The organism is Streptosporangium sp. NPDC049046 (assembly GCF_040649155.1).
In the GTDB taxonomy this organism is placed as follows: Bacteria; Actinomycetota; Actinomycetes; order Streptosporangiales; family Streptosporangiaceae; genus Streptosporangium.
In genome coordinates, this window is record NZ_JBEZEZ010000025.1 from 67166 (window position 1) to 87242 (window position 20077).

General features: G+C 70.4%; 20 protein-coding genes. 8 read left to right on the forward strand and 12 right to left on the reverse strand.

The window, feature by feature from the left end; genetic code table 11:
- Positions 1 to 26 precede the first annotated feature (26 nt).
- Positions 27 to 1364, reverse strand: a complete 1338-nt coding sequence (locus AB0B96_RS30255; RefSeq protein ID WP_362904078.1) for an aminotransferase class I/II-fold pyridoxal phosphate-dependent enzyme — start codon at positions 1362 to 1364, stop codon at positions 27 to 29.
- A 496-nt stretch (positions 1365 to 1860) separates the two neighbouring features.
- On the opposite strand from AB0B96_RS30255, the gene AB0B96_RS30260 reads away from it, so the two are divergent.
- The 5 genes from AB0B96_RS30260 (at position 1861) to AB0B96_RS30280 (ending at position 8980) form a co-directional block, all read left to right on the forward strand.
- Positions 1861 to 2469: a helix-turn-helix domain-containing protein gene (locus AB0B96_RS30260; protein WP_362904080.1), complete on the forward strand. Its 609-nt coding sequence runs from the start codon at positions 1861 to 1863 to the stop codon at positions 2467 to 2469.
- A 389-nt stretch (positions 2470 to 2858) separates the two neighbouring features.
- Positions 2859 to 4592, forward strand: a complete 1734-nt coding sequence (locus tag AB0B96_RS30265; protein WP_362904082.1) for an ABC transporter ATP-binding protein — start codon at positions 2859 to 2861, stop codon at positions 4590 to 4592.
- A gap of 107 nt (positions 4593 to 4699) precedes the next feature.
- Complete coding sequence (locus AB0B96_RS30270; RefSeq protein ID WP_362904084.1) at positions 4700 to 6610, forward strand: ABC transporter ATP-binding protein; 1911 nt, start codon at positions 4700 to 4702, stop codon at positions 6608 to 6610.
- Positions 6611 to 6835: 225 nt separating this feature from the next.
- The gene (locus AB0B96_RS30275; RefSeq protein WP_362904086.1) at positions 6836 to 7873 is read left to right on the forward strand and encodes an FAD-dependent monooxygenase; all 1038 of its coding nucleotides are present in this window, start codon (positions 6836 to 6838) and stop codon (positions 7871 to 7873) included.
- Positions 7874 to 8119: 246 nt separating this feature from the next.
- Positions 8120 to 8980: an NAD(P)H-binding protein gene (locus AB0B96_RS30280; protein WP_362904088.1), complete on the forward strand. Its 861-nt coding sequence runs from the start codon at positions 8120 to 8122 to the stop codon at positions 8978 to 8980.
- Positions 8981 to 9258: 278 nt separating this feature from the next.
- Here AB0B96_RS30280 and AB0B96_RS30285 read toward each other — a convergent pair whose 3' ends face one another.
- Positions 9259 to 10095, reverse strand: coding sequence for an MBL fold metallo-hydrolase (locus AB0B96_RS30285; protein WP_362904090.1), 837 nt, complete (start codon positions 10093 to 10095; stop codon positions 9259 to 9261).
- Positions 10089 to 10685, reverse strand: coding sequence for a dihydrofolate reductase family protein (locus tag AB0B96_RS30290; RefSeq protein ID WP_350945612.1), 597 nt, complete (start codon positions 10683 to 10685; stop codon positions 10089 to 10091). The genes AB0B96_RS30285 and AB0B96_RS30290 overlap by 7 nt, the downstream gene beginning before the upstream one ends.
- A gap of 74 nt (positions 10686 to 10759) precedes the next feature.
- Between AB0B96_RS30290 and AB0B96_RS30295 the strand changes: the two genes are divergently transcribed.
- On the forward strand, positions 10760 to 11257 hold the full coding sequence (locus AB0B96_RS30295) for a helix-turn-helix domain-containing protein (RefSeq protein ID WP_362904092.1): 498 nt from the start codon (positions 10760 to 10762) through the stop codon (positions 11255 to 11257).
- On the opposite strand, the gene AB0B96_RS30300 is transcribed toward AB0B96_RS30295, so the two are convergent.
- Positions 11221 to 11808, reverse strand: a complete 588-nt coding sequence (locus AB0B96_RS30300) for a hypothetical protein (RefSeq protein ID WP_362904094.1) — start codon at positions 11806 to 11808, stop codon at positions 11221 to 11223. The two genes, AB0B96_RS30295 and AB0B96_RS30300, sit on opposite strands and share 37 nt — an antisense overlap.
- A 209-nt stretch (positions 11809 to 12017) precedes the next feature.
- Between AB0B96_RS30300 and AB0B96_RS30305 the strand changes: the two genes are divergently transcribed.
- Positions 12018 to 12884 (forward strand): NAD-dependent protein deacetylase, encoded by an 867-nt coding sequence (locus tag AB0B96_RS30305; RefSeq protein WP_362904096.1) that lies wholly within the window; start codon positions 12018 to 12020, stop codon positions 12882 to 12884.
- On the opposite strand, the gene AB0B96_RS30310 is transcribed toward AB0B96_RS30305, so the two are convergent.
- From AB0B96_RS30310 to AB0B96_RS30325, 4 genes are all read right to left on the reverse strand, one after another.
- Positions 12873 to 13601, reverse strand: a complete 729-nt coding sequence (locus AB0B96_RS30310; RefSeq protein WP_362904098.1) for an HAD hydrolase-like protein — start codon at positions 13599 to 13601, stop codon at positions 12873 to 12875. The two genes, AB0B96_RS30305 and AB0B96_RS30310, sit on opposite strands and share 12 nt — an antisense overlap.
- Positions 13602 to 13661: 60 nt before the next feature.
- Positions 13662 to 14549 (reverse strand): endonuclease/exonuclease/phosphatase family protein, encoded by an 888-nt coding sequence (locus AB0B96_RS30315; RefSeq protein ID WP_362904100.1) that lies wholly within the window; start codon positions 14547 to 14549, stop codon positions 13662 to 13664.
- Between the two features lie 321 nt (positions 14550 to 14870).
- A complete protein-coding gene (locus AB0B96_RS30320; RefSeq protein WP_362904102.1) occupies positions 14871 to 15341 on the reverse strand; it encodes a hypothetical protein in 471 nt (156 codons plus the stop codon).
- Between the two features lie 140 nt (positions 15342 to 15481).
- Positions 15482 to 15775 carry a helix-turn-helix domain-containing protein gene (locus AB0B96_RS30325; protein WP_362904104.1) on the reverse strand — a complete coding sequence of 98 codons (294 nt, stop codon included), beginning with the start codon at positions 15773 to 15775 and terminating at the stop codon, positions 15482 to 15484.
- Positions 15776 to 15909: 134 nt separating this feature from the next.
- Here AB0B96_RS30325 and AB0B96_RS30330 point away from each other — a divergent pair, with 134 nt between their 5' ends.
- Positions 15910 to 16299, forward strand: coding sequence for an SgcJ/EcaC family oxidoreductase (locus AB0B96_RS30330; RefSeq protein WP_362904106.1), 390 nt, complete (start codon positions 15910 to 15912; stop codon positions 16297 to 16299).
- A gap of 68 nt (positions 16300 to 16367) precedes the next feature.
- Here the strand turns inward: AB0B96_RS30330 and AB0B96_RS30335 are convergent, their stop codons facing one another.
- The 4 genes from AB0B96_RS30335 to AB0B96_RS30350 form a co-directional block, all read right to left on the reverse strand.
- Positions 16368 to 17153 carry a dihydrofolate reductase family protein gene (locus tag AB0B96_RS30335; RefSeq protein WP_362904108.1) on the reverse strand — a complete coding sequence of 262 codons (786 nt, stop codon included), beginning with the start codon at positions 17151 to 17153 and terminating at the stop codon, positions 16368 to 16370.
- 280 nt (positions 17154 to 17433) lie between these two features.
- Positions 17434 to 18852, reverse strand: coding sequence for a sigma-70 family RNA polymerase sigma factor (locus AB0B96_RS30340; protein WP_362904110.1), 1419 nt, complete (start codon positions 18850 to 18852; stop codon positions 17434 to 17436).
- Positions 18839 to 19204, reverse strand: a complete 366-nt coding sequence (locus tag AB0B96_RS30345) for a YciI family protein (RefSeq protein ID WP_362904112.1) — start codon at positions 19202 to 19204, stop codon at positions 18839 to 18841. The genes AB0B96_RS30340 and AB0B96_RS30345 overlap by 14 nt, the downstream gene beginning before the upstream one ends.
- 131 nt (positions 19205 to 19335) lie before the next feature.
- Positions 19336 to 19974, reverse strand: coding sequence for a class I SAM-dependent methyltransferase (locus tag AB0B96_RS30350; protein WP_362904114.1), 639 nt, complete (start codon positions 19972 to 19974; stop codon positions 19336 to 19338).
- Positions 19975 to 20077: the final 103 nt, after the last annotated feature.

Genomic DNA, 20077 nt, shown 5'->3' on the forward strand with positions numbered 1-20077 from the left:
GCCCCGGACGGCCGGTCAAGCCCTCCTCAGGCGGGGTCGTCCACCGTGAAGCGCACTCCCGAGAAGCGGCTCCGCCACTGGGTGACCTCCGGCGCCACGGTTCCCGGGTCGACGTTCTCGTCCAGGCCCCGGGCGATGAACGACGCCAGCTCCGGCATGTCCGCCTCGGTCATCCCGAGCCTGACGATCTCCGGCGTACCGATGCGCAGGCCGTTCACGTCCCCCTCGACCGCTTCCAACGGCAGGCCGATGCCGCAGGCGAGGAGGTTCGCCTCGCGCAGCCGCCGGGCGGCCCGCTGACCACCGCCGTAGCGGTGGGCGAGGACGGCGAACTGGTGGGAACGGGTGCACCCGCGCTCGGCGGCGAAGACCGGGACCCCGAGGGCGATCAGTTCGTCGGCGAGCCTTCGCGCGGTCGCGACCATCGCCTGCGCGTAGGCGGGGCCCGCGGCCTTCCAGTCGAGCATCGTCATGGCGAGCGCCGCGGTCTTTCCCGCGTCGAAGTTCGCGGTGAGCCCGGGGTAGGCGATCGCGTCGAGCCGCTGGGCCAGCTCGGCGTCGTCGGTCACGATGAGCCCGCCCGCGGGACCGCCCAGGCTCTTGTACGTGCTCATGGTGATCAGGTGGGCGCCCTCTTCGAGCGGCTGCGGCCAGGTCTTTCCCGCGATCATCCCGCACAGGTGGGCGGCGTCGAAGAGCACGCGGGCACCGACCGAGTCGGCGATCTCGCGGATGCGCGCCACGGGGTGGTGGAACAGGTTGAGGCTGCCGCCGATGGTGATCAGCTTCGGCCGTACCCGTACGGCGAGCTCGCGCAGGGCGTCGACGTCCACCGTGTAGCCGTCGGACGTGACGGGGGCGGGAACGGTCTTCAGCCCGTACAGGCCGGCCGCGCCGGGCTGGTGGTGGGTGACGTGACCGCCGATGCTCGCCGGCGGGGCGATGATCGTGTCGCCGGGTTCGCAGACGGCCATGAACGTGTAGAGGTTCGCGAGTGCTCCGGAGCCGACGCGCACCTCGGCGTAGCCCGCGCCGAAGACCTCCGCGGCCAGCTCGGCGGCGACGATCTCGATCTGTTCGATCGCCTCCAGGCCCATCTCGTACTTGTCGCCCGGGTACCCCAGCGACGCCCGCGACCCGAGGTTGGCCGAGAGCAGGGCCTCGGCCCTCGGGTTCATGATGTTCGTCGCCGGGTTGAGGTTGATCGACTCCACGTCGTGGATGCGGTGGTTCTCGGCCACCAGCCGCTCGATCTCACTCTGGACCGAGGACGCCGTCTGGTCCGTCACGGCCTTCAGGACGGACTGGACGCGATCCTCGGTGGTGGCGGGCACCCACGGGCGGTGGGCGAGGGCACGGGGCATCGGGTGTTCTCCTGGCCGACAGGCAGACGGCTGTCGCGGGGATGTCAGGATGTCTGCCAGACGACGTTAGAACGCAGGCGACGACCAGCGCATCGGGTGAAAGACGGGCTTTCTAGCTGCTTTTTCCTACATTTGCCGGAAAAATACGGCCAACTTCTGCAGAAAAGATCACTTCTTTCACACGGGCCCCACTTCACACCTTCCGCATCCCCGAACCGGCACCCCCACAGGCCCCGGCGTCCGCACCGCACCGAAGCCCCCACCGCACCTTCCGCACGTCGCACCGACACCCCGCCACCCCGCCACCCCGAACGAGCACACGCCGACACCTCACAGCCGGACCACCTCGAACGAGCCACACCGAAGCCCCGCCACCCCGAACGCACAAGCCGACACCTCACGGCCGGACCACCTGGAGCGAGTCGTGCCGGGGCCTCACAGCCGGACCGCTTTAAATGAGTGAGCGACTCACTCATTCATTCGCTAGGATGCCGACGTGACATCGACCTCCCAGCGTGCCACCCCCCTCCCCCCCGACGAGCGGCGCGCGGCTCTCATCGCCTCCACCCTGTCGCTCGTGCTCGCCGAGGGGCCGGACGTGAGCACCCGGCGGATCGCGCAGGCGGCGGGGGTGGCGGAGGGAACGATCTTCCGGGTCTTCGCCACCAAGGACGAGCTCGTGAGCGTGGCGATCGCGAGCGCCTTCGACTCCTCCTCGCTACTGGGCGAGCTGAAGACGATCGACCGTACGGCCCCCCTGGACGTTCGGCTCGTCGAGGCGGTCGAGATCCTGCAGCGGCGCACCGCGCGAATCTTCCGCCTGGTGGACGCGATAGGGATGAAGGCCATCGAGGCCGGTCACGAACACCGAGATCTCTCCGAGGAGAGCGCGCTGATCAGGGAGGCGCTCACCGGCCTGATCGAACCCGCCAGGGAACGGCTGCGCTGCGAACCGGGCGAGGCCGCCCGCCGGCTGCAGTTGCTGGTCATCGCGTGCACCCATCCCCGGCTCGTCGAGAGCGATCCGCTGGCCGCCTCGGAGGTCGTCTCCATGCTGCTCGACGGAGTACGCCTCACAGCCGCTCCCCCAGAACCGCTTCCCTGACCTCCCGCCTTCCCCCGGAACCTCTTCCCGACCTCCCGCCCACCCACCGGAGCCGCTTCCCCGACCCTGCCCACGGCGCCCCCGGCACTCCGACGCTCCCGGCACCCGCCCCCAACCGCCCCGACCTCGGCGGCCCCGGCCCTGGCGGCTCCGACGAGCCGGGAACGCGACCTCCCGTCCTTCCGTCCTACCTCGACCCTTTCCTCCTGCCTCGACGTCCTCCTCGGCTTGACCTCAACCGAGCTTCACCTCGCAGGCTGATTCCCACCATTCCCCTGAAGGAGATCCCTCATGATCCCGGTTACCGGGGCGACGAGCGCGACCGGCCGACGACGGCCGGATCCCCGGCACGACGCTCCTCGCCCGGCCACCCCACGCGAGGAGCCCTCATGCTGACCCGGCTGCTCCGCACATACCTGCGCCCCTACTCGTGGGCGCTGACAGCCGTGGTGGTGCTGCAACTCGTCGGCACCATCGCCTTGCTGTACCTGCCCAGCCTGAACGCCGACATCATCGACCGGGGCGTCGCCACCGGCGACACCGGCTACATCCTGTCCGCCGGGGGCTGGATGCTGCTCGTCTCCCTCGTGCAGATCGCCTGCTCGATCGCGGCGGTCTACTACGGCTCCCTCACGGCCACGGGATTCGGGCGTGACGTGCGCGCGGCCGTCTTCCACCGGGTGGGGGGGTTCTCGGCGAGGGAGGTCTCCAAGTTCGGAGCCCCCTCGCTGATCACCCGCGGTACCAACGACGTGCAGCAGGTCCAGATGCTCGTCGTGATGACCTGCACGATGCTGATCGCCGCGCCGATCATGGGCGTCGGCGGCATCGTCATGGCCCTGCGTCAGGACCTCGGCCTGTCCTGGCTCATGCTGGTCTGCGTCCCCGCGATGCTGGTGTCGATCGGCCTGATCAGCGTCCGCATGGTCCCCCAGTTCCGCGCGATGCAGGATCGCATCGACCAGGTCAACCGGGTGCTGCGCGAGCAGCTCACCGGCATCCGCGTGGTGCGCGCCTTCGTTCGCGAGCGCGAGGAGACCCGCAGGTTCGCCGACGCCAACACCGCGCTGACCGAGACGTCGCTGCGCGTCGGGCGGCTGACCGCGCTCATCTTCCCCACCATCATGCTGATCCTCAACATCTCCAGCATCGCGGTCCTCTGGTTCGGCGCCGCGCGGGTGGACAGCGGGGAGATGCAGGTCGGCGCCCTCACCGCGTTCCTCATGTACCTGATGCAGATTCTCATGTCGATGATGATGGCCACCTTCATCTCGATGATGATCCCGCGCGCCGCGGTCTGCGCCGAGCGCATCGTCGAGGTGCTCGACACCGACTCGTCGGTGACACCGCCCGACGACCCCGTACGGCAGGTGAGCGGGCGCGCCGAGCTGGAGATGCGTGACGTCGAGTTCCGATATCCGGGCGCGGCGGCACCGGTGCTGTCCGGCGTCTCCTTCCGCGCGAGCGCGGGACAGACCACCGCCGTCATCGGCAGTACGGGCTCCGGCAAGACGACGCTGATCTCGCTGATCCCCCGGCTGTTCGACGCCACCTCCGGCACGGTGTCGGTCGACGGCGTCGACATCCGCGACCTGGACCCCCAGATGCTCTGGACGCGCATCGGCCTGGTGCCGCAGAAGCCGTACCTGTTCAGCGGCACCGTCGCGAGCAACCTGCGCTACGGCGACCCGGACGCGAGCGACGCGGAGCTGTGGGAGGCGCTGGAGGTCGCCCAGGCCCGTGACTTCGTCGAGGCGATGCCGGAGGGCCTGGAGGCACCCATCGCGCAGGGCGGCACGAACGTGTCGGGCGGGCAGCGGCAGCGGCTCGCCATCGCGAGGGCGCTGGTCAGCAAGCCCGAGATCTATCTGTTCGACGACTCGTTCTCGGCTCTCGACCTCGCCACCGACGCGCGACTGCGCGCGGCCCTGCGCCCGCACACCGCCGATGCCACCGTCGTCATCGTCGGCCAGCGGATCTCCACCATCGCCGACGCCGACCAGATCATCGTGCTGGACGACGGTGTCGTCGTCGGCCTGGGGACTCATGACGAGCTGATCGAGTCCTGCCCCACGTACCTGGAGATCGTCGAATCCCAACTGGCCTCGGAGGCCGCAGCATGAGCAGCGACCGGCCCATGACGACCACGCGACCGCGTCCCCCGATGCCCGTCGGAGGCTTCGGGCGCGGCCCCTTCGGGGGGGCCGCCGGGATGCCCGCGGAGAAATCGATGACCTTCGGGCCGTCGGCGCGCCGGCTCTTACGGCGCCTGGCCCCCGACCGCCCGAAGCTGCTGGTCGTGATCGCCCTCGCCGTGACCAGCGTGGTGCTGAACGTCCTCGGACCGAAGATCCTCGGCCACGCGACCGACCTGATCTTCACCGGGGTGATCGGCAGGCAGCTGCCCGCCGGGACGACCCCTGAACAGGCGATCGCCGCCGCCCGCGCCGCGGGCAACGACAACTTCGCCGGCCTGCTCTCGGGAATGGACTTCGTACCCGGCCGGGGCATCGACTTCGGCGCGCTGGGCACGGTCCTGCTGTGGGTCCTGGGGGTCTATCTCGCCGCGTCGGCCTTCGGCTGGCTCCAGGGTTACCTGCTCAACGACGTGGTGCAGCGCACCGTGTTCCGGCTGCGCGAGGAGGTCGAGGAGAAGCTGAACCGGCTCCCGCTGCGGTTCTTCGACGGCCAGCCGCGCGGCGAGCTGCTCAGCCGGGTCACCAACGACATCGACAACGTCTCCCAGAGCCTGCAGCAGACGATGAGCCAGCTACTGGTCTCACTGCTGACCGTGATCGGCGTGCTGACGATGATGTTCGTGATCTCGCCGCTGCTCGCGCTGATCGCCCTGATCACCATCCCGCTGACGATGTTCGTCACCGCGCTGATCGCGAAGCGCTCGCAGAAGCACTTCGTCGCGCAGTGGGCCCACACCGGCAGTCTGAACGCCCACATCGAGGAGGCGTTCACCGGTCACGAGCTGGTGAAGGTGTTCGGACGCCGTCCCGAGGTCGAGGAGGTGTTCAGGCAGCGGAACGAGGAGCTGTTCAAGGCCGGCTTCGGCGCCCAGTTCGTGTCGGGGATCATCATGCCGATGACGATGTTCATCGGGAACCTCAACTACGTCGCCATCGCCGTCGTCGGCGGCCTGCGGGTCGCCACCGGGTCGATGAGCCTGGGTGACGTGCAGGCGTTCATCCAGTACTCGCGGCAGTTCACCCAGCCGCTGACCCAGGTGGCCTCGATGGCGAACCTGATGCAGTCGGGGGTCGCCTCGGCCGAGCGGGTCTTCGAGCTGCTCGACGCCGAGGAGCAGGCACCGGATCCCGCAGCCCCGGTGCCTCCCACCGTCAGGCGGGGCCGCGTCGAGTTCGAGCACGTGTCCTTCAGCTACGACCCCGAGCAGCCGCTCATCGAGGATCTGTCCCTGGTGGCCGACCCCGGGCACACGGTCGCGATCGTCGGTCCGACCGGCGCGGGCAAGACCACCCTGGTCAACCTCGTCATGCGCTTCTACGAGTTGAACTCCGGACGGATCACCCTCGACGGCGTGGACGTCACCGCGATGCGCCGCGACGACCTGCGCTCGCACGTCGGCATGGTGCTCCAGGACGCCTGGCTGTTCGGCGGGACCATCCGCGAGAACATCGCCTACGGCAATCCGCTCGCCACCGAGGAGCAGATCCAGGCCGCCGCACGGGCCACGTTCGTCGACCGGTTCGTCCGTTCCCTGCCCGACGGCTACGACACCGTGATCGACGACGAGGGGGGCAACGTCAGCGCCGGGGAGAAGCAGCTGATCACCATCGCCCGCGCCTTCCTCGCCGACCCGTCGCTGCTCATCCTGGACGAGGCCACCAGCTCGGTCGACACCCGCACCGAGGTCCTGGTGCAGCACGCGATGGCCGCGCTCCGTTCGGACCGCACCAGCTTCGTCATCGCCCACCGGCTGTCCACCATCCGCGACGCGGACCTCATCCTGGTGATGGACGCGGGCCGCATCGTCGAGCAGGGCACCCACGACGAGCTGCTCGCCGCGCGGGGCGCCTACCACCGCCTGTACTCGGCGCAGTTCAGCGGTGCCGTGGTCCTCGAGGGCGACGAGCCCGCCGGGGAGGCGGTGGCCACGACAAGAGGATGATCGCGACAAGAGGTCGACCGCGACCGGAGCGATGACCACGAGGAGCGGATGATCACAGCGGGAAAGCGGTGATCACGACGAGAGACCGACCGCGGCCGGTGAACCGGGAACCGGCCGCGGTCGATCCCGACGCCTCACTCCGCTCGCCCCCACTTGCCTGATTCACCACAGCGGTGGTACCACAGACGTGGCACCACCGCTGTGGTGATTAGAGGGGAGCAGGGCATGAGGGGAAGAGCCGCCATCGTGGGGGCCGGGATCAGCGGCCTGACGACCGCCATCGGGCTGCGCGGCATCGGGTGGGAGGTGCGCGTGCTCGAACGCTGGCCGAAGATCAACTCTCAGGGCACGGCCCTCGGGGTGCGGCCCGACGCGCAGGCCGCGCTCGCGCGGCTGGGACTGGACGAGGAGCTCCGTCGCCGTACGGTCCCCTATCGGCGGGCCCAGATCCGCACGCCGGGCGGCCGCAGGATCGCCGACCTCCCGCTGGAGCGCATCGAGCGCAAGGGCGGCGCGCCGGTCCTGATGCTGTCCAGGATCTCCCTGATGGACATGCTGCTCGACGCCGCGGGAGACGCCTCGATCACGACCGGCACGGAGATCACCGATCCGGAGGCGCTACGCGGAGAGTACGACCTGGTGGTGGGGGCCGACGGGTTGCGCAGCACGGTCCGCACGGCGTATTTCGGCACCGCCGTCCGGCCGCGCTACACCGGGATCGTGGCCTGGCGGGGCGTCGTGGGGTTCGAGCCGGACCTACGCGGTGAGACCTGGGGGCCCGGCCAGGTGTTCGGCATCACTCCCCAGGAACCCGGGTCCACCAACTGGTACGCCGCCGTGGCGACACCGGAGGGCCACCGGGAGACCCTTGACGAGTTGCGTGCCCGCTTCACCGGCTGGCACGACCCGATCCCGAAGATCCTCGCCGAAGCCGACGAGAAGACCGTTCTGCGGCACGAGATCCACGAGCTGTCCTCGCACCTGAGATCCTTCGTGACGGGCAACGTCGCCCTGGTCGGCGACGCGGCGCACGCCATGTCACCGGCCCTCGGGCAGGGCGCGTGCCAGGCCCTGCTGGACGCCGTGGCTCTCACCGACTGCCTCCGCACCGCGGACGACGTCGAGACCGCGTTGCGCGCGTACGACGCCAGGCGCAGAAAGCCCGCTCAGCGTCTCGTGACGATGTCGCGGCATATGGCCCGCTTCTCGAACCACCCCCTGACGGGACCGCGCAACGCCCTCCTGCGCCTCCTCCCCGCCTGACCACGGCCAAGACCTCCCGCCCGGCCACGGCCACGTCTTTCCACCCGACCACGACCAGAACTTTCCGCCCGACCACGGCCAGGACTTTCCGCTGACCGCAGCCGAAGACGCGACACCCTCACACGCCTTCCCCCGCCCGACCTCGGCCAGAGCGGCAACGCGCTCATGCACCCCCTACCGCTTGACCTCAACCAAAGATGAGGTCGCAAGCTGGTCGGGACATCCTCACCCACGAAGGAGATCCGCATGATTCTGGTCACCGGAGCGACCGGCAAGGTCGGCGGGCAGACCGTCACCCAACTCCTCGACGCGGGCCTCCCCGTACGCGCGCTCACCCGTGACCCCACCTCCGCCGCCCTCCCGAAGGGCGCCGAGGTCGTACGCGGTGATCTGGCCGACCCCGCCACGCTGGACGACGCCCTGGACGGGGTCGAGTCGGTGTTCCTCGTCTGGCCCACCCTCTCGGCCGACCACGCGGCACCCTCGACCATCGAGAAGATCGCCAAGCACGCCCGCCACGTCGTCTACCTCTCCGCACGCGGTGTCCCCGACCCCGCACCGGGCACGCCCGAGCCGGACCCGAACTCGATCCTCGGCTCCCATGCCCGCATCGAGCGGCTGATCGAGCGGTCCGGGCCCGAGTGGACGTTCCTGCGGCCCGGCGGGTTCGCCGCCAACACCCTGATGTGGGCCTCGCAGATCCGCGACACCGGCACCGTCCGCTGGGTGTACGGAGGGGCCACCAGGGCACTCATCCACGAGCGGGACATCGCCGCCGCCGGGGTGAGCGTGCTCACCGGCACGGGCCACGCCGGAGCGAGGTACGTGCTGAGCGGCCCCGAGACCCTCACCCAGATCGAGCAGGTGACCGCCATCGGCGAGGCCGTCGGCCGGGCGGTCCGCTGGGAGGAACTCCCGCCCGAGGAGGCGCTGCGCGAGCTGGTCGGCCGGGGCTGGCCGCCCGCGGCGGCGAAGGGACTGATCGACGGGCACGCCCAGATGGCGATGTTCCCCGAGTCGGTCACCTCCACCGTGGAGGAACTCACCGGGAGGCCGGGCACCCCGTTCCGGCAGTGGGCCGCCGACCACGCCGACGACTTCCGCTGACGCGCCTCGACCGGCTATTCGTCGTCGATTCCCGGCAACACCGAGAAAGAGGTGAGCCGACGAAGAGAACGACGTGTTCCGCGAATGTCGAGATCCCCGGTGGCGGTGACCTGCAGACGGCATCCGGCGCTGTTCACGCGTCCGGGGTGCCGTCCGCTCGCGTCCGGTGCGAATACGGATACAGCAGCAGTTGGAGCTCGCCCCGATCGTGTTTGCGGTCGCGACGTGCGCGACTGACGCGAAGTTCGCCACCTTGGCGTCGTGCCGCACACCGGTCGCTAGCGGGGCGTTCCTTCGCGCTCGCCTCGTCGGGCGAGGCGTTCGAGTTGTCCTTCGTGCACGTCGCTCACCCACTCCCAGCCGGGCTTCGCCGACGGACCGACCCGTGGGTCGGTGGAGACGTGGCCGTCCCGCAGCGCGAGTACGTACGCCCGATCCAGGTCGATCCGCGCCCGCACCTGGTCGGATCCGCCGACGGACCCGTGGCCGGGGACGACGACGTCTACGCCGTCCGCCACGCCCTCGATCAGGTCCAGCGCGGTGAGGTATTCCTCGATCGGGTCGGCGGTGCCCTCCATGTCGAGCATCGGGACCAGGACGTCGGACAGCATGTCGCCGGCGACGAGAACCCCGCGTTCCTCGATCAGCAGCGCCGCGTGGCCCGGGGCGTGCGCCCGGTGCTCGATGATCCGGATCTCGGGGCCGTCCCAGGGGATCCGCGTGGTTTCCGCGGGCAGTCCGGTGATGAGGCCGAGCAGGTCCATCGGCACCTGCCCGGCGATCTCCGTCTCGAGCAGGTGGTCGGCGATGCGGTCCTTCGCACCCGCCTCCGACAGCTGCTCCCGGATCGTGGCCGCGCAGCGCGCCGTGCCGTAACGGGGCGCCTCGCCGAGCCCGGCGTGCCAGAGCAGGTGGTCCCAGTCCGGATGCGTGGAAAACCCCGCCACCACGGGCCGGCCCGCCTCGCGAAGGTCGTTCGCGAGGCAGTCGAGCTCGGAGCCGGTCACGCCGGGGTCGATGAGCAGCACACCGGCCCTGCCCCGCACCACAACGGTGTTGGTCTGCACGAACTCGCTCTCGTGGACCCACACCCCCTCCGCGACCTGCTTCAGCACGAGCCCGTCTCCTTCGCGTCCCGGATGGCGTAGTGATGCATCGTGACGCCCTGGTCGAACGATCGCTGCTCCAGCAGGTCGAGATCGATCGGCAGGTCGTAGTCGTCGAACAGCGGCCTGCCGAAGCCGAGGATCGCCGGATGGGTGAAGAGCAGCAACTCGTCGAGCAGCCCCGCCCGGAGCAGCTGCGTGGCGAGCGCCGCGCCGCCCACACCGATGGTGCCGTCGGTCTGGTCACGGAGGGCGGCGAGCTGCTCGATCGCGTCGTCCCCACCGATGATCCGGGTGTCGTGATCGGCGCTGTGGCGGGTACGGGAGACGAGCACCTTGGGGGCCGCCGTCCAGATCTCGCCGTATTCACGCAGGAAGTCCGGCAGCGACGCGTCCTCGCGCGCCCGCGGCCAGAACTCCTCCATCGTCTCGTACATGACCCGGCCCTGGACCATCACCGCGAGCTCCCGCGCCCGCGCGTTGAACTCGCGGTGCAGCTCCTCGCCGATGCGCAGCCACTCGCCGGCGCCGTTGTCCCCGGGAACCTGCTCGATCCGCAGGTCGAGGGACACGTTCATCCAATAGAGGAAGCGACCCATCAGCTCCTCCTTCCCATAGTGCTTGCATTTTGCAACTACTATATTGGCAACGAAACAACCGTCAAGGAGGAGTCGTGGAACCACGGTCCGGCTGTCCGATCAACGCAGGCGTCGAGTTGCTCGGAGATCGCTGGTCGTTGCTCGTGCTGCGCGACATCATCTTCGGCGACCGCCGATACTTCCGCGCGCTGCTCACCGGGTCGATCGAGGGCATCGCCTCGAACATCCTCGCCGACCGTCTCAAGCGGCTCATCGACGCGGGGATCCTCACCCGCGGCGCCGCGGGCCGCGGGCAGCGCGCGCGCTTCAGCCTCACCGAATCCGGCATCCAGACCCTGCCGATCATCTACGCCCTCGGCAACTGGGGCCTCGACTGGACCTCCGGCAGCGCCGAGCTGCGCAGCCGCCAGCAGCTCATGCGCGACGAGGGGCCGGCGTTCGTCGAGGAACTCATGGACGAGCTCCGCGTCCGCCACCTCGACGCCCCGCCGAAGCCGCACGAAGGCCCGGGCGCGTTCGAGCGACTCAACGCCGCCTACGTCGCCTCCGGCGGCTCCGACTCCCGTCCGTAGACCGTGTCCAGGAGATCGCGGACGAACCGATCGAGATCGTTCAACCCGGCGGCGGCCAGGGTGTCGTGACCGTCCGCCAGCAGGTGCGAGACGGCGGCGTGCAGGGCCAGCGTGACGGCGGCGGCGCGACGCGGGGTGACGGGCAACCCGGCGGCGCGCTGGGCCCGCTCGAAGTCGGTGAAGTCGGTGGCCGCGATCGCGTCGAGTATGGTCGCCAGCCACGGCCTGCGCGCCGCCTCCGCCTGGAGTTCCAGGTAGGCGAGCAGGCGAGAACGGCCGGGACCCGCGACGTTCTCCAGAAGCCCGCGGAACATGGCCACCAGCCCGTCCCGATCGACAGGCTCCCCTCCCGGCACCTGGTGGTACAACTCGACGCAGCGCTCGGCGATCGCCCGCAGCATGGAGTCTCTGGTCGGGAAGTAGTTTTTCGCGGTGCCCGGCGGGGTGGCCGCGGCGGCGTCGACGGCCCGGTGGGTGAGGCCGCGCCCCCCGCTCTCCGCGAGCACCTCGATGGCCGCGTCCCGCAGACGGTCTCGCCGCTCCCGATTCATCTCGCCGACATTACCACCACACCCGTGGTGACTTCTGCCGGCGACCTTGAGACGCAGCGAGCTTGAGGCGGTCCCGCCCTCGCCGGCCGCCTGGACGAGATCACCCGGGAAGACGCGGCGGGCATGACCGGACACGGCGGAACTTCCGGCCAGGCCCGCGGGCGGGCCCCGAGGCCGCTCCACCCGTACGGATGGGGCAGCATGGAGGGGTGAGCGAGGGTACGAGCACACTGGCGAGACTGCTGACCGGGGGCGGCGTCCTGGTGCTGAGCGGGGCCGGCATCTCGACGGAGTCGGGGATCCCCGACTACCGGGGACCTGGCGGGACCCTGAACCGGCACACCCCCATGACCTACCAGACGTTCACCGGCGACCCGGTGGCCAGGCGGCGCTACTGGGCCCGCAGCTACCTCGGGTGGCGGGCGATGACCCGGGCCGCTCCGAACAACGGCCACCGCGCGGTCGCGTCCCTCCAGCGGCGGGGCCTGGTCTCCGGCATCGTGACGCAGAACGTCGACGGCCTGCACCAGGCGGGCGGCGCCCGGTCCGTCATCGAACTGCACGGCAACCTGCGGGAGGTGGTCTGCCTGGAATGCGGCCACTCCAGCCCCCGCGAGGAGCTGGACCACCGCCTGACCGAGGCGAACCCGCGCTTCGGCGCCCTGCCCACCGCGATCAACCCGGACGGCGACGTCGAACTGCCCGACGAGGAGATCGACGGTTTCCAGGTGGTCGGATGCCGGGCGTGCGACGGAGGGATGCTCAAGCCCGACGTCGTCTTCTTCGGGGAGACCGTTCCGGCGGAGCGGGTTCGCGCGTGCTTCGCCCTCGTGGAGGGGGCACGGCTGCTCCTGGTCCTCGGGTCGTCCCTCACGGTGATGTCGGGCCGCCGGTTCGTGCTGCACGCCGCGAAGCTCGGCATCTCCGTCGCGATCGTCAATCAGGGCCCGACCAGGGGCGACGGCTACGCGGCACTCACCGTCGACGGCCCTTTGGGCACGGTCCTTCCCGAGCTGGTCCGCCTCGTCGAGGCCGAGATCGACACCCAGACGGTGCCCACCGGCTCACCCCGCTGATCCGCCCGTCCGGTCCGACACGCCCAGCACGGCCCGTACGACGGCGTCGGTGTCGGCGAGGTCCTCCAGCACCAGCTCAGGCCCCGCCTCGCTCAGGACGTTCACGTCGTTGAAGCCGGTGGCGACCGCGATCACCCTCGCTCCACCCTCATGACCCGCGCGGACGTCGTTCGGCGTGTCACCGATCAGCACGGTGTTGCGCACGGTGAAGAAGTCCCCGTACTTGTCGGCGGCGCGTCGCTGCGCGCCGGCCACCAGCGCGGCGCGGTCCTCGTGGTCGGTGCCGTACGCGCCCACCTCGAAGTCCACGAAACCGTCCAGTCCGAAGACGGTGAGCTTGCCGATCGAGACCGCCTCGGTGTTGCCGGTGAGCACCGACTGCACCACGTCCTCGCGTTCCGCCAGCGCCGCGAGCACCTCGCGTGCCCCCGACAGGGCCCGGCCACGCTCCCGCATGACGGCCTCGCGCACGACGAACGCCTCGGCGAGGGCGACGTAGAAGGAGTCGAGGAGCTCGTCCGACACCTCGACGCCGTGCGCCTGGAGGATCTCGGAGATGATCGCCCGCTCGGTCCGCCCCGCCACGCTCACCGGGTGTTCCATCCTGCGGCCGGTGGTGGCGTGCAGCGCGTGGTCGTAGGTGTCGGCGGTGACACCGCCGGCGTCGATCAGCGTGTGGTCGATGTCCCACAGTACGAGCGTTCTCGGGGAGCTCACCGCCCGAGCATAACGAAGCCCGGATCCCCCGGCCTTTCGGAAGGGCTCCGCGGCCGGGTGTCAGAGGTCGACGCGGGCCAGGAGCGGCAGGTGGTCGCTGCCGGTGGCGGGCAGGGTCCAGGCGGCGACGGGGACCGCCGTACGGGTCATGACGTGGTCGATCCCGGCGAGGGGGAGGGCCGCGGGCCAGCTGAAACCGAACCCCCTCCGCGCCGAGACCAGCCGCGAGGTGAGCGGGGCCAGGCCACGGTCGTCGAGGGTGCCGTTGAGGTCGCCCAGCAGAACGACCCTGTCCAGCGTCTCCGAGGCGACGGCCGCACCCAGCGCGGCGGCGCTCTCGTCCCTGCGGCCGGACCCGAAACCGTCCGACGGCCGGATACGGATCGAGGGAAGATGCGCGACGTACACGGCCACGTCCCCCTGTGGCGTCCGCGCGGTGACCCGCATCCCGCGGTTCCAGTCGGGTCCGACGTCCGCGGGCCTGATGTCCACCGGCCGCGCGTCCGCCAGCGGGAACCTGGACCACAGGCCGACGGTGCCCACGACCGCACGGTGAGGGTGGCCGGAGGCGAGAACGTCCTCGTAGAAGGGCCGGACGACAGGCGTCAACTCCTCCAGGGCGATGAGGTCGGCCCCGGCCCCCGCCAGGGCGAGCGCCGTCCCCTCGTGGTCGGGATTCTCCTCGCCCACGTTGTGCTGGAGCACGGTCAGGTCACCCGCCGCCTCCCGGTCGGCGGGCAGCACCCGCCCGCCGAAGACCACGCCCCACACCGCCGCGGGCAGCACCAGGGACACCGTCGCGAGGACCGAGCGGCGCAGCAGCGCCAGACAGAGCAGCGCGGGAACGGCCAGGCCCGCCCACGGCAGGAAGGTCTCCAGCAGGCTGCCGAGATTGCCCACGCCGTTGGGCACGACGGCGGGGAACGCGAGCAGCACCGCCACCAGCACGGCGACCGACGCGAGAACCCACCCCCGCGACCGCGTTCCCGAGGACCCTGAAAGCCCCGAGGACCCTGAAAGCCCCGAGGACCCCGAAGACTCTGAGGACCTTGAAGACCCCGAGGAACCCCAGGAACCCGAGGGCTCCCCGGATGCTCCGTCCGGCGCGTCCCGCCCCCGCGTTCGTCTCCGTCCCCACGCCCGGAGCCCGGCCCGGCGGGTGTGCTTCTCCCCGTCCTCCCCGCCGCCGATCTTTCGATCTTCGATGCTCATACGTCCGACCGTACGATCATCGCGACCCGGCCGGGCCTCCTATCGCAAAACGGACATCTAGTCGGCTGTGAGGCGTCCGGCGAGCCGGTCCAGGCCCTGCCTGATCATCTGTCCGTACCCGTCGTCATCAAGTGCGCCGACGGCGGCGCGTCCGCGTTCGAGGTGGTCGCGTGCCCGGTCGAGATCGCCGAGCCTGCGGTAGGCGTCACCCAGGTTGAGGTGCAGGGATGGGTAGAAGCCGCTCACCGAACCGGCGACACCCACCTGCCGGGCCCGCTCGTCGGTGACCAGGTCGGCCGCCTCCAGGGCGCGCAGGTCCCAGAGCAACTCCTCCTTCACCTCGTCCTGCACATCGGCCATCCAGTGAGCGAGAGCGCACCGGTGCAGAGGGTCACCCGTCTCCCCCATCTCCTCCCACAGCTCGGAGAACAACTTCCGAGCGGCCTCCCGCTCACCCCGCCTGCCCAGATCGGCGGCATGGCCGATCCTGGCCATCATCACATCGGGTGTCACATCGGGCTCGGTCATGTGGTCTCCTCGGCGGAAGGTCAACGGTGCGGCGACTGTAGCGACGGCGACCGACACAAACCGCTGCGAACGTCCGGCACCGTGGCGGCGGTTCACGGTGACACGCACCCGCCACCGGAGACGGGTGCCCGCCGAGTGATTCATGTGTCCGACGGCCGGTGCGGCACACCCCAGTCCCACAGTGCCTGGAGGACGGGGCCGAGATCGCGCCCGCGGGAGGTGAGGCTGTAGCGCACCCGGGGCGGCCAGTCGGGGCGGCGGTGGCGATCCAGCACACCGGCCTCGGCCAGGTGCGCGAGCCGGTCGGACAGCACCTTGTCCGACAGCGCGGGCAGCGCCTGGCGAAGCTCGCTGAACGTACGGTCGCCCCGCAGCAGTTCACGGATGATCAGGGTCGTCCAGCGTCCGTGCAGGGCCGCCAGGGTGATCTCCACCGGACATGACGGGGTGGGTTCTGTGACGTTCGCATGGGGATGGTCGGGCAGGCCCGAACAACCAACCGTTTGGTGAGCCACGAAGGCGCCTCCTAGCGTTGCCGCGTCCGAGTTGTTTCTACCGAAACGGAGCGATGATGCGACAGCTTGCCGAACGTCCGGAGGATGTGCCCACCGTCTTCGCCGAGCGGTTCAACGCCGGTGACGCCGAGGCGGTGGCGGAGATCTACGAGAGCGACGCCGTGTTCGTCTCGGAATCCGGCGCGCCGCTGACCGGAGAGCAGATCAACGCCGCCAACGGCCGTTTCATGGATCTGGGACTGCCGATCACCGTCCGTCCGCGACACGTCCACACCACGGGCGACCTCGCCCTGCTGATCGTCGACTGGGTGATCGACGGCACGGACCGCGGGGGCCGGCCCGTGCACCTCCAGGGCACCGCCACCGACGTCGCCCGACGGGGACAGGACGGGTACTGGAGGTACGCCATCGACAACCCCTTCGGCGCGGCGGAGAAGGGGTGAGGGTCTCCTCGGTCGCCGGAGCGACCGAGGGATCCACCGCGCCAAGGGAAGCCGGCGAAGAGTCCGTCTCAGCTCAGGAGATCTGAACTCCCGCTGCCTCGGTCGTCGAGAACGAGGGCGGACCGCCCGTTGACCGTGTAGCGGATGTGCGTGGTCTCGGGGGTGTGGATCACCCTGGTGGGAATGAGCTCGATCGCCTCCTTATCCGCGAGGCCGAGGCCGAGGTCGGCACCCGGCCTCGCGCCCGCGCCCAGCCCCGCGTCCAGGTCGGCCCCCGGACCCGCGCCCAGGCCCGCGCCGATGTCGGCGCCGAACAGGCTCATCCCCCTGCCGAGCACCACCGGGACGATGTGCAGCTCCAGTTCGTCCAGCAGACCGGCCTGGAACACCTGGCGCAGCAGGGTGCCGCCTCCGGCGATCGCCACGTTCTTACCCCCCGCGACGGCGCGTGCCTGCTCCACGGCACTGGCGACGCCGTCGGTCACGTACGTGAAGCTCGTCCCGCCCTGACGCACCAGGGTCTCGCGGGGGCGGTGGGTCACGACGAACACCGGCGCGCGGAACGGCGGCTCGTCGCCCCAGGGCACCTCGCCTCCGTCCGCCATGTTCCGTCCCATGACGTAGGCCCCCGCGGCCTCGAACGACTCGGCGATGATGTCGGAGTTGACGTCCTTCTCACCGCCCGCGAAGCCCTGCCGCTCACGCCAGGCCATGGCGTCGATCACCCACCGGGTGACCCGGAAGAAGCCCGCGGCTTCCTCAGACTGCAACCAGCCCGACCGCTCGCCGGTGTGTCGCGGACCGGCGTAGTAGCCGTCGAGGGACACCGACATCTGTGCCGTCACCTTTGTCATATCGCTTCGCTCCTGTTCCGGCGGCCCCCCTTCCGGGGCCCGCTCGGTGGAGGATCGGAGCCGCGAACCGGATTTCTACCTGCCCGCGCGAATATTTTTTGCGCGGCCTCGGCTCGGCTCTCACAGCGGACGACGCGATCTCGCGGCCGGTCGGCCCGGCTCGCGCGGCGGGCGGCGCGATCGCTACTCAGGCCGGTCACCGGTTCACGCCACCGGACGACGCGATCTCGCGTCCGGTCCGACTCTCACAACGGACGACACGACCTCGCGTCCGGTCGGCTCAGCGCGCGCAGCGGGCGGCACGCAGCAGGAGGAACCGCTGTTCAGGACGACTACCGGCCAGACGCGCGGCCTCCCGATACGCCGAGGACGCGGCGGCGGTCTCCCCCGCCCGGTCGAGCAGGTAGGCGCGGACGGCGAGCAGCCGGTGATGACCGGCGAGCATCCCGGATTCCAGCTCGTCCAGCAGCGCCAGCCCGGCACGCGGTCCGCGTGCCATCCCCAGCGCGACCGCCCGGTTGAGGGTGGTGACGGGGTTGGGCTGCAGGCGCTCCAGGATCTCGTACAGCTCCAGGATCTGCTTCCAGTCCGTCGCCTCGGCCGACGGCGCCTCGTCGTGTATCGCCGCGATCGCGGCCTGGACCTGGTACGGGCCGAGCCGGCGGGTCGCGAGCGTACGGGTGAGGATCTCGGTCCCCTCCGCGATCGCCTCGGCGTCCCAGCGGGACCGGTCCTGCTCCTCCAGCGGCACGAGCACCCCGTCTGGGCCCGTACGCGCCGCGCCGCGCGCCTCGGTGAGCAGCATCAACGCCAGCAGGCCCGCGACCTCGCCGGAGTCGGGCAGCCGCGCGTACAGCCGCCGTACCAGGTGGACGGCCTGTCCGGTGAGGTCGGGCCGGCGCAGGTCCGAGCCGGAGCTGGCGCTGTAGCCCTCGTTGAACATCAGGTACAGCACGTGCAGCACGACCCGCAGCCGAGGCCCGTGCTCGGGATCCGGGGGCAGCTCGAACCGCGCCCCGGCCTCCCGCAGGCGCTGCTTGGCCCGCGAGACGCGCTGCCCCATCGTCTTCTCCGGCACCAGGAAGGCCGCCGCTATCTCGCCGGTGGTCAGCCCGGCGACCGCCCGCAGCGTGAGCGCCAGCTGCGACGAGACGGTCAGCGCCGGGTGACAGCACAGGAACAGCAGCTCCAGCAGGTCGTCACGGACCACCTCGGCGTCCGGCGGCGGCGCGACCAGCGCGTCGCGCGGCGTGGCGTCGAGAGCGGCTTTCTCCCGGCGCTCCCGGGCGCTGTCGGCCCGGACCCGGTCGATGTACCGATTCGCCGCGACCTTGTTGAGCCAGCCCAGCGGGCGGGCCGGGACACCGTCACGCGACCAGGCGTCCGCCGCGGTGATCAGCGCCTCCTGCACGGCATCCTCGCAACGGTCGAAGTCCCCGTACCGACGCACCAGCGAACCGAGCACCCGGGACGCCGACGACCTCAGCAGCTCCTCGACCGACTCAACCGAGTCGACCGGCTCGACCGAGTCGACCGGCTCAGCCGCCCCAACCGACTCAGCCGCCTCGTCCGCTTCAACCGGCTCGATCAGCCCAGCCGGCTTGACCGCTTCGACCGCCTCGTCCGCTTCGATCGGCTGAACCGGCTCATCCGGCTTGACCGGCTTGACCGGCTCGAAAGGCTCGTCAGACCTCGCCACTCGCCCAGTCACGTCCCATCAGCGGCCACACTTCCAGGCCACCGCCGTACAACGTCCCCGGATAGGCCCGCGCGATCTCCATCGCCCGCTCCTCGTCGTCCACCTCGACCACGAAGTAGGAGCCGACGAACTCCTTCGCCTCGACGTACGGGCCGTCGGTGACGACCGCGTCACCACCCACCCACCGAACCGACCGCGGCCTGGGCATCAGCCCTTCGGACTCAAGGAGCTCCCCCGACTCACGCAGCGTCTCGTTGAACCCGTCGACCTTGGCGATCAGACTCGCCATGTCCTCCGGCGCGAGAGCGTTCCAGATCTCCTCGTTGCCGTAGATCAGCATCAGATACTTCATCGTGCCGTCCTCCTTGTTGATAGCGGACCGTATCGTGACAGCACGACGATCCTTGGGGAAGCCACTCCGTGGTCCGGGAAAATGCCCGGCCTCCGACTCGATGTGCCGCCCGTCGTCGGATTACCAGGCACTCATGCGGTCGGGTAGGCCGTTCCCCGGATGAGGAAGGACATCGGTGTACGCACCGCGGGCAGCAAGAAGCGCTCCAGAGCGGTGATGGTGAACCCGGCCTGCTGGATCACCAGCGCGCTGTCGCGACCGGTGTGACAGCCACCGGCCAGGCGCGGCCAGACGGTGGCGTCCAGCAGGTCCTGCACCCACCTCATCCCTGCCGAGTCGGCGCGTACGTGCTCCAGGAACCGCAGCTGCCCACCCGGAGCCAGCACCCGGCGCATCTGGCTCAGCGCCGCGTGCGGGTCGGGCAGCGAGCACAGCACCAGTGAGGCCACCGCGGCGTCGAAAGTGCCATCGGCGGCCGGAAGGTGCTCGGCCAGGCCCTCGCGGCCCTCGACAGGGACCGGTGCCCGTACAGCCGCGGCACGGGCCAGGTGACGCAGCCGCGGCTCCGGCTCGATCGCGAGCACGCGCGTGACGGTGGACGGGTAGTGGGCGAAGTTCAGCCCGTTTCCCGCACCCACCTCGATCACCTGACCGGACAGGCCCTCCAGCAGCGCCTGGCGATGTCCGGCCAGCCCTCGCTTCTCCACGACCCGGCTGATGCGGGCATAACAGCGGGCGAAGAGCGGATGGTCGACACTCGTGGCAGCCATGCTGTTCTTCTTCCCGCTCGTCACCTTCTCACCGGGTGAGGGCGGGAGCAGACGGTTTCCCCATGAGGGAATGACCGGTCCGCGCCGTTCCGCCGTCGCGCTC

Bases quoted from the DNA above. Each gene is read 5' to 3' on its own strand.
- AB0B96_RS30320 (WP_362904102.1), bottom strand. From the start codon at position 15,341: ATGACCGAGCCCGATGTGACACCCGATGTGATGATGGCCAGGATCGGC.
- AB0B96_RS30330 (WP_362904106.1), top strand. From the start codon at position 15,910: ATGATGCGACAGCTTGCCGAACGTCCGGAGGATGTGCCCACCGTCTTC.
- AB0B96_RS30275 (WP_362904086.1), top strand. From the start codon at position 6,836: ATGAGGGGAAGAGCCGCCATCGTGGGGGCCGGGATCAGCGGCCTGACG.
- AB0B96_RS30300 (WP_362904094.1), bottom strand. From the start codon at position 11,808: ATGAATCGGGAGCGGCGAGACCGTCTGCGGGACGCGGCCATCGAGGTG.
- AB0B96_RS30290 (WP_350945612.1), bottom strand. From the start codon at position 10,685: ATGGGTCGCTTCCTCTATTGGATGAACGTGTCCCTCGACCTGCGGATC.
- AB0B96_RS30270 (WP_362904084.1), top strand. From the start codon at position 4,700: ATGACCTTCGGGCCGTCGGCGCGCCGGCTCTTACGGCGCCTGGCCCCC.
- AB0B96_RS30350 (WP_362904114.1), bottom strand. From the start codon at position 19,974: ATGGCTGCCACGAGTGTCGACCATCCGCTCTTCGCCCGCTGTTATGCC.
- AB0B96_RS30255 (WP_362904078.1), bottom strand. From the start codon at position 1,364: ATGCCCCGTGCCCTCGCCCACCGCCCGTGGGTGCCCGCCACCACCGAG.
- AB0B96_RS30335 (WP_362904108.1), bottom strand. From the start codon at position 17,153: ATGACAAAGGTGACGGCACAGATGTCGGTGTCCCTCGACGGCTACTAC.
- AB0B96_RS30280 (WP_362904088.1), top strand. From the start codon at position 8,120: ATGATTCTGGTCACCGGAGCGACCGGCAAGGTCGGCGGGCAGACCGTC.
- AB0B96_RS30265 (WP_362904082.1), top strand. From the start codon at position 2,859: ATGCTGACCCGGCTGCTCCGCACATACCTGCGCCCCTACTCGTGGGCG.
- AB0B96_RS30345 (WP_362904112.1), bottom strand. From the start codon at position 19,204: ATGAAGTATCTGATGCTGATCTACGGCAACGAGGAGATCTGGAACGCT.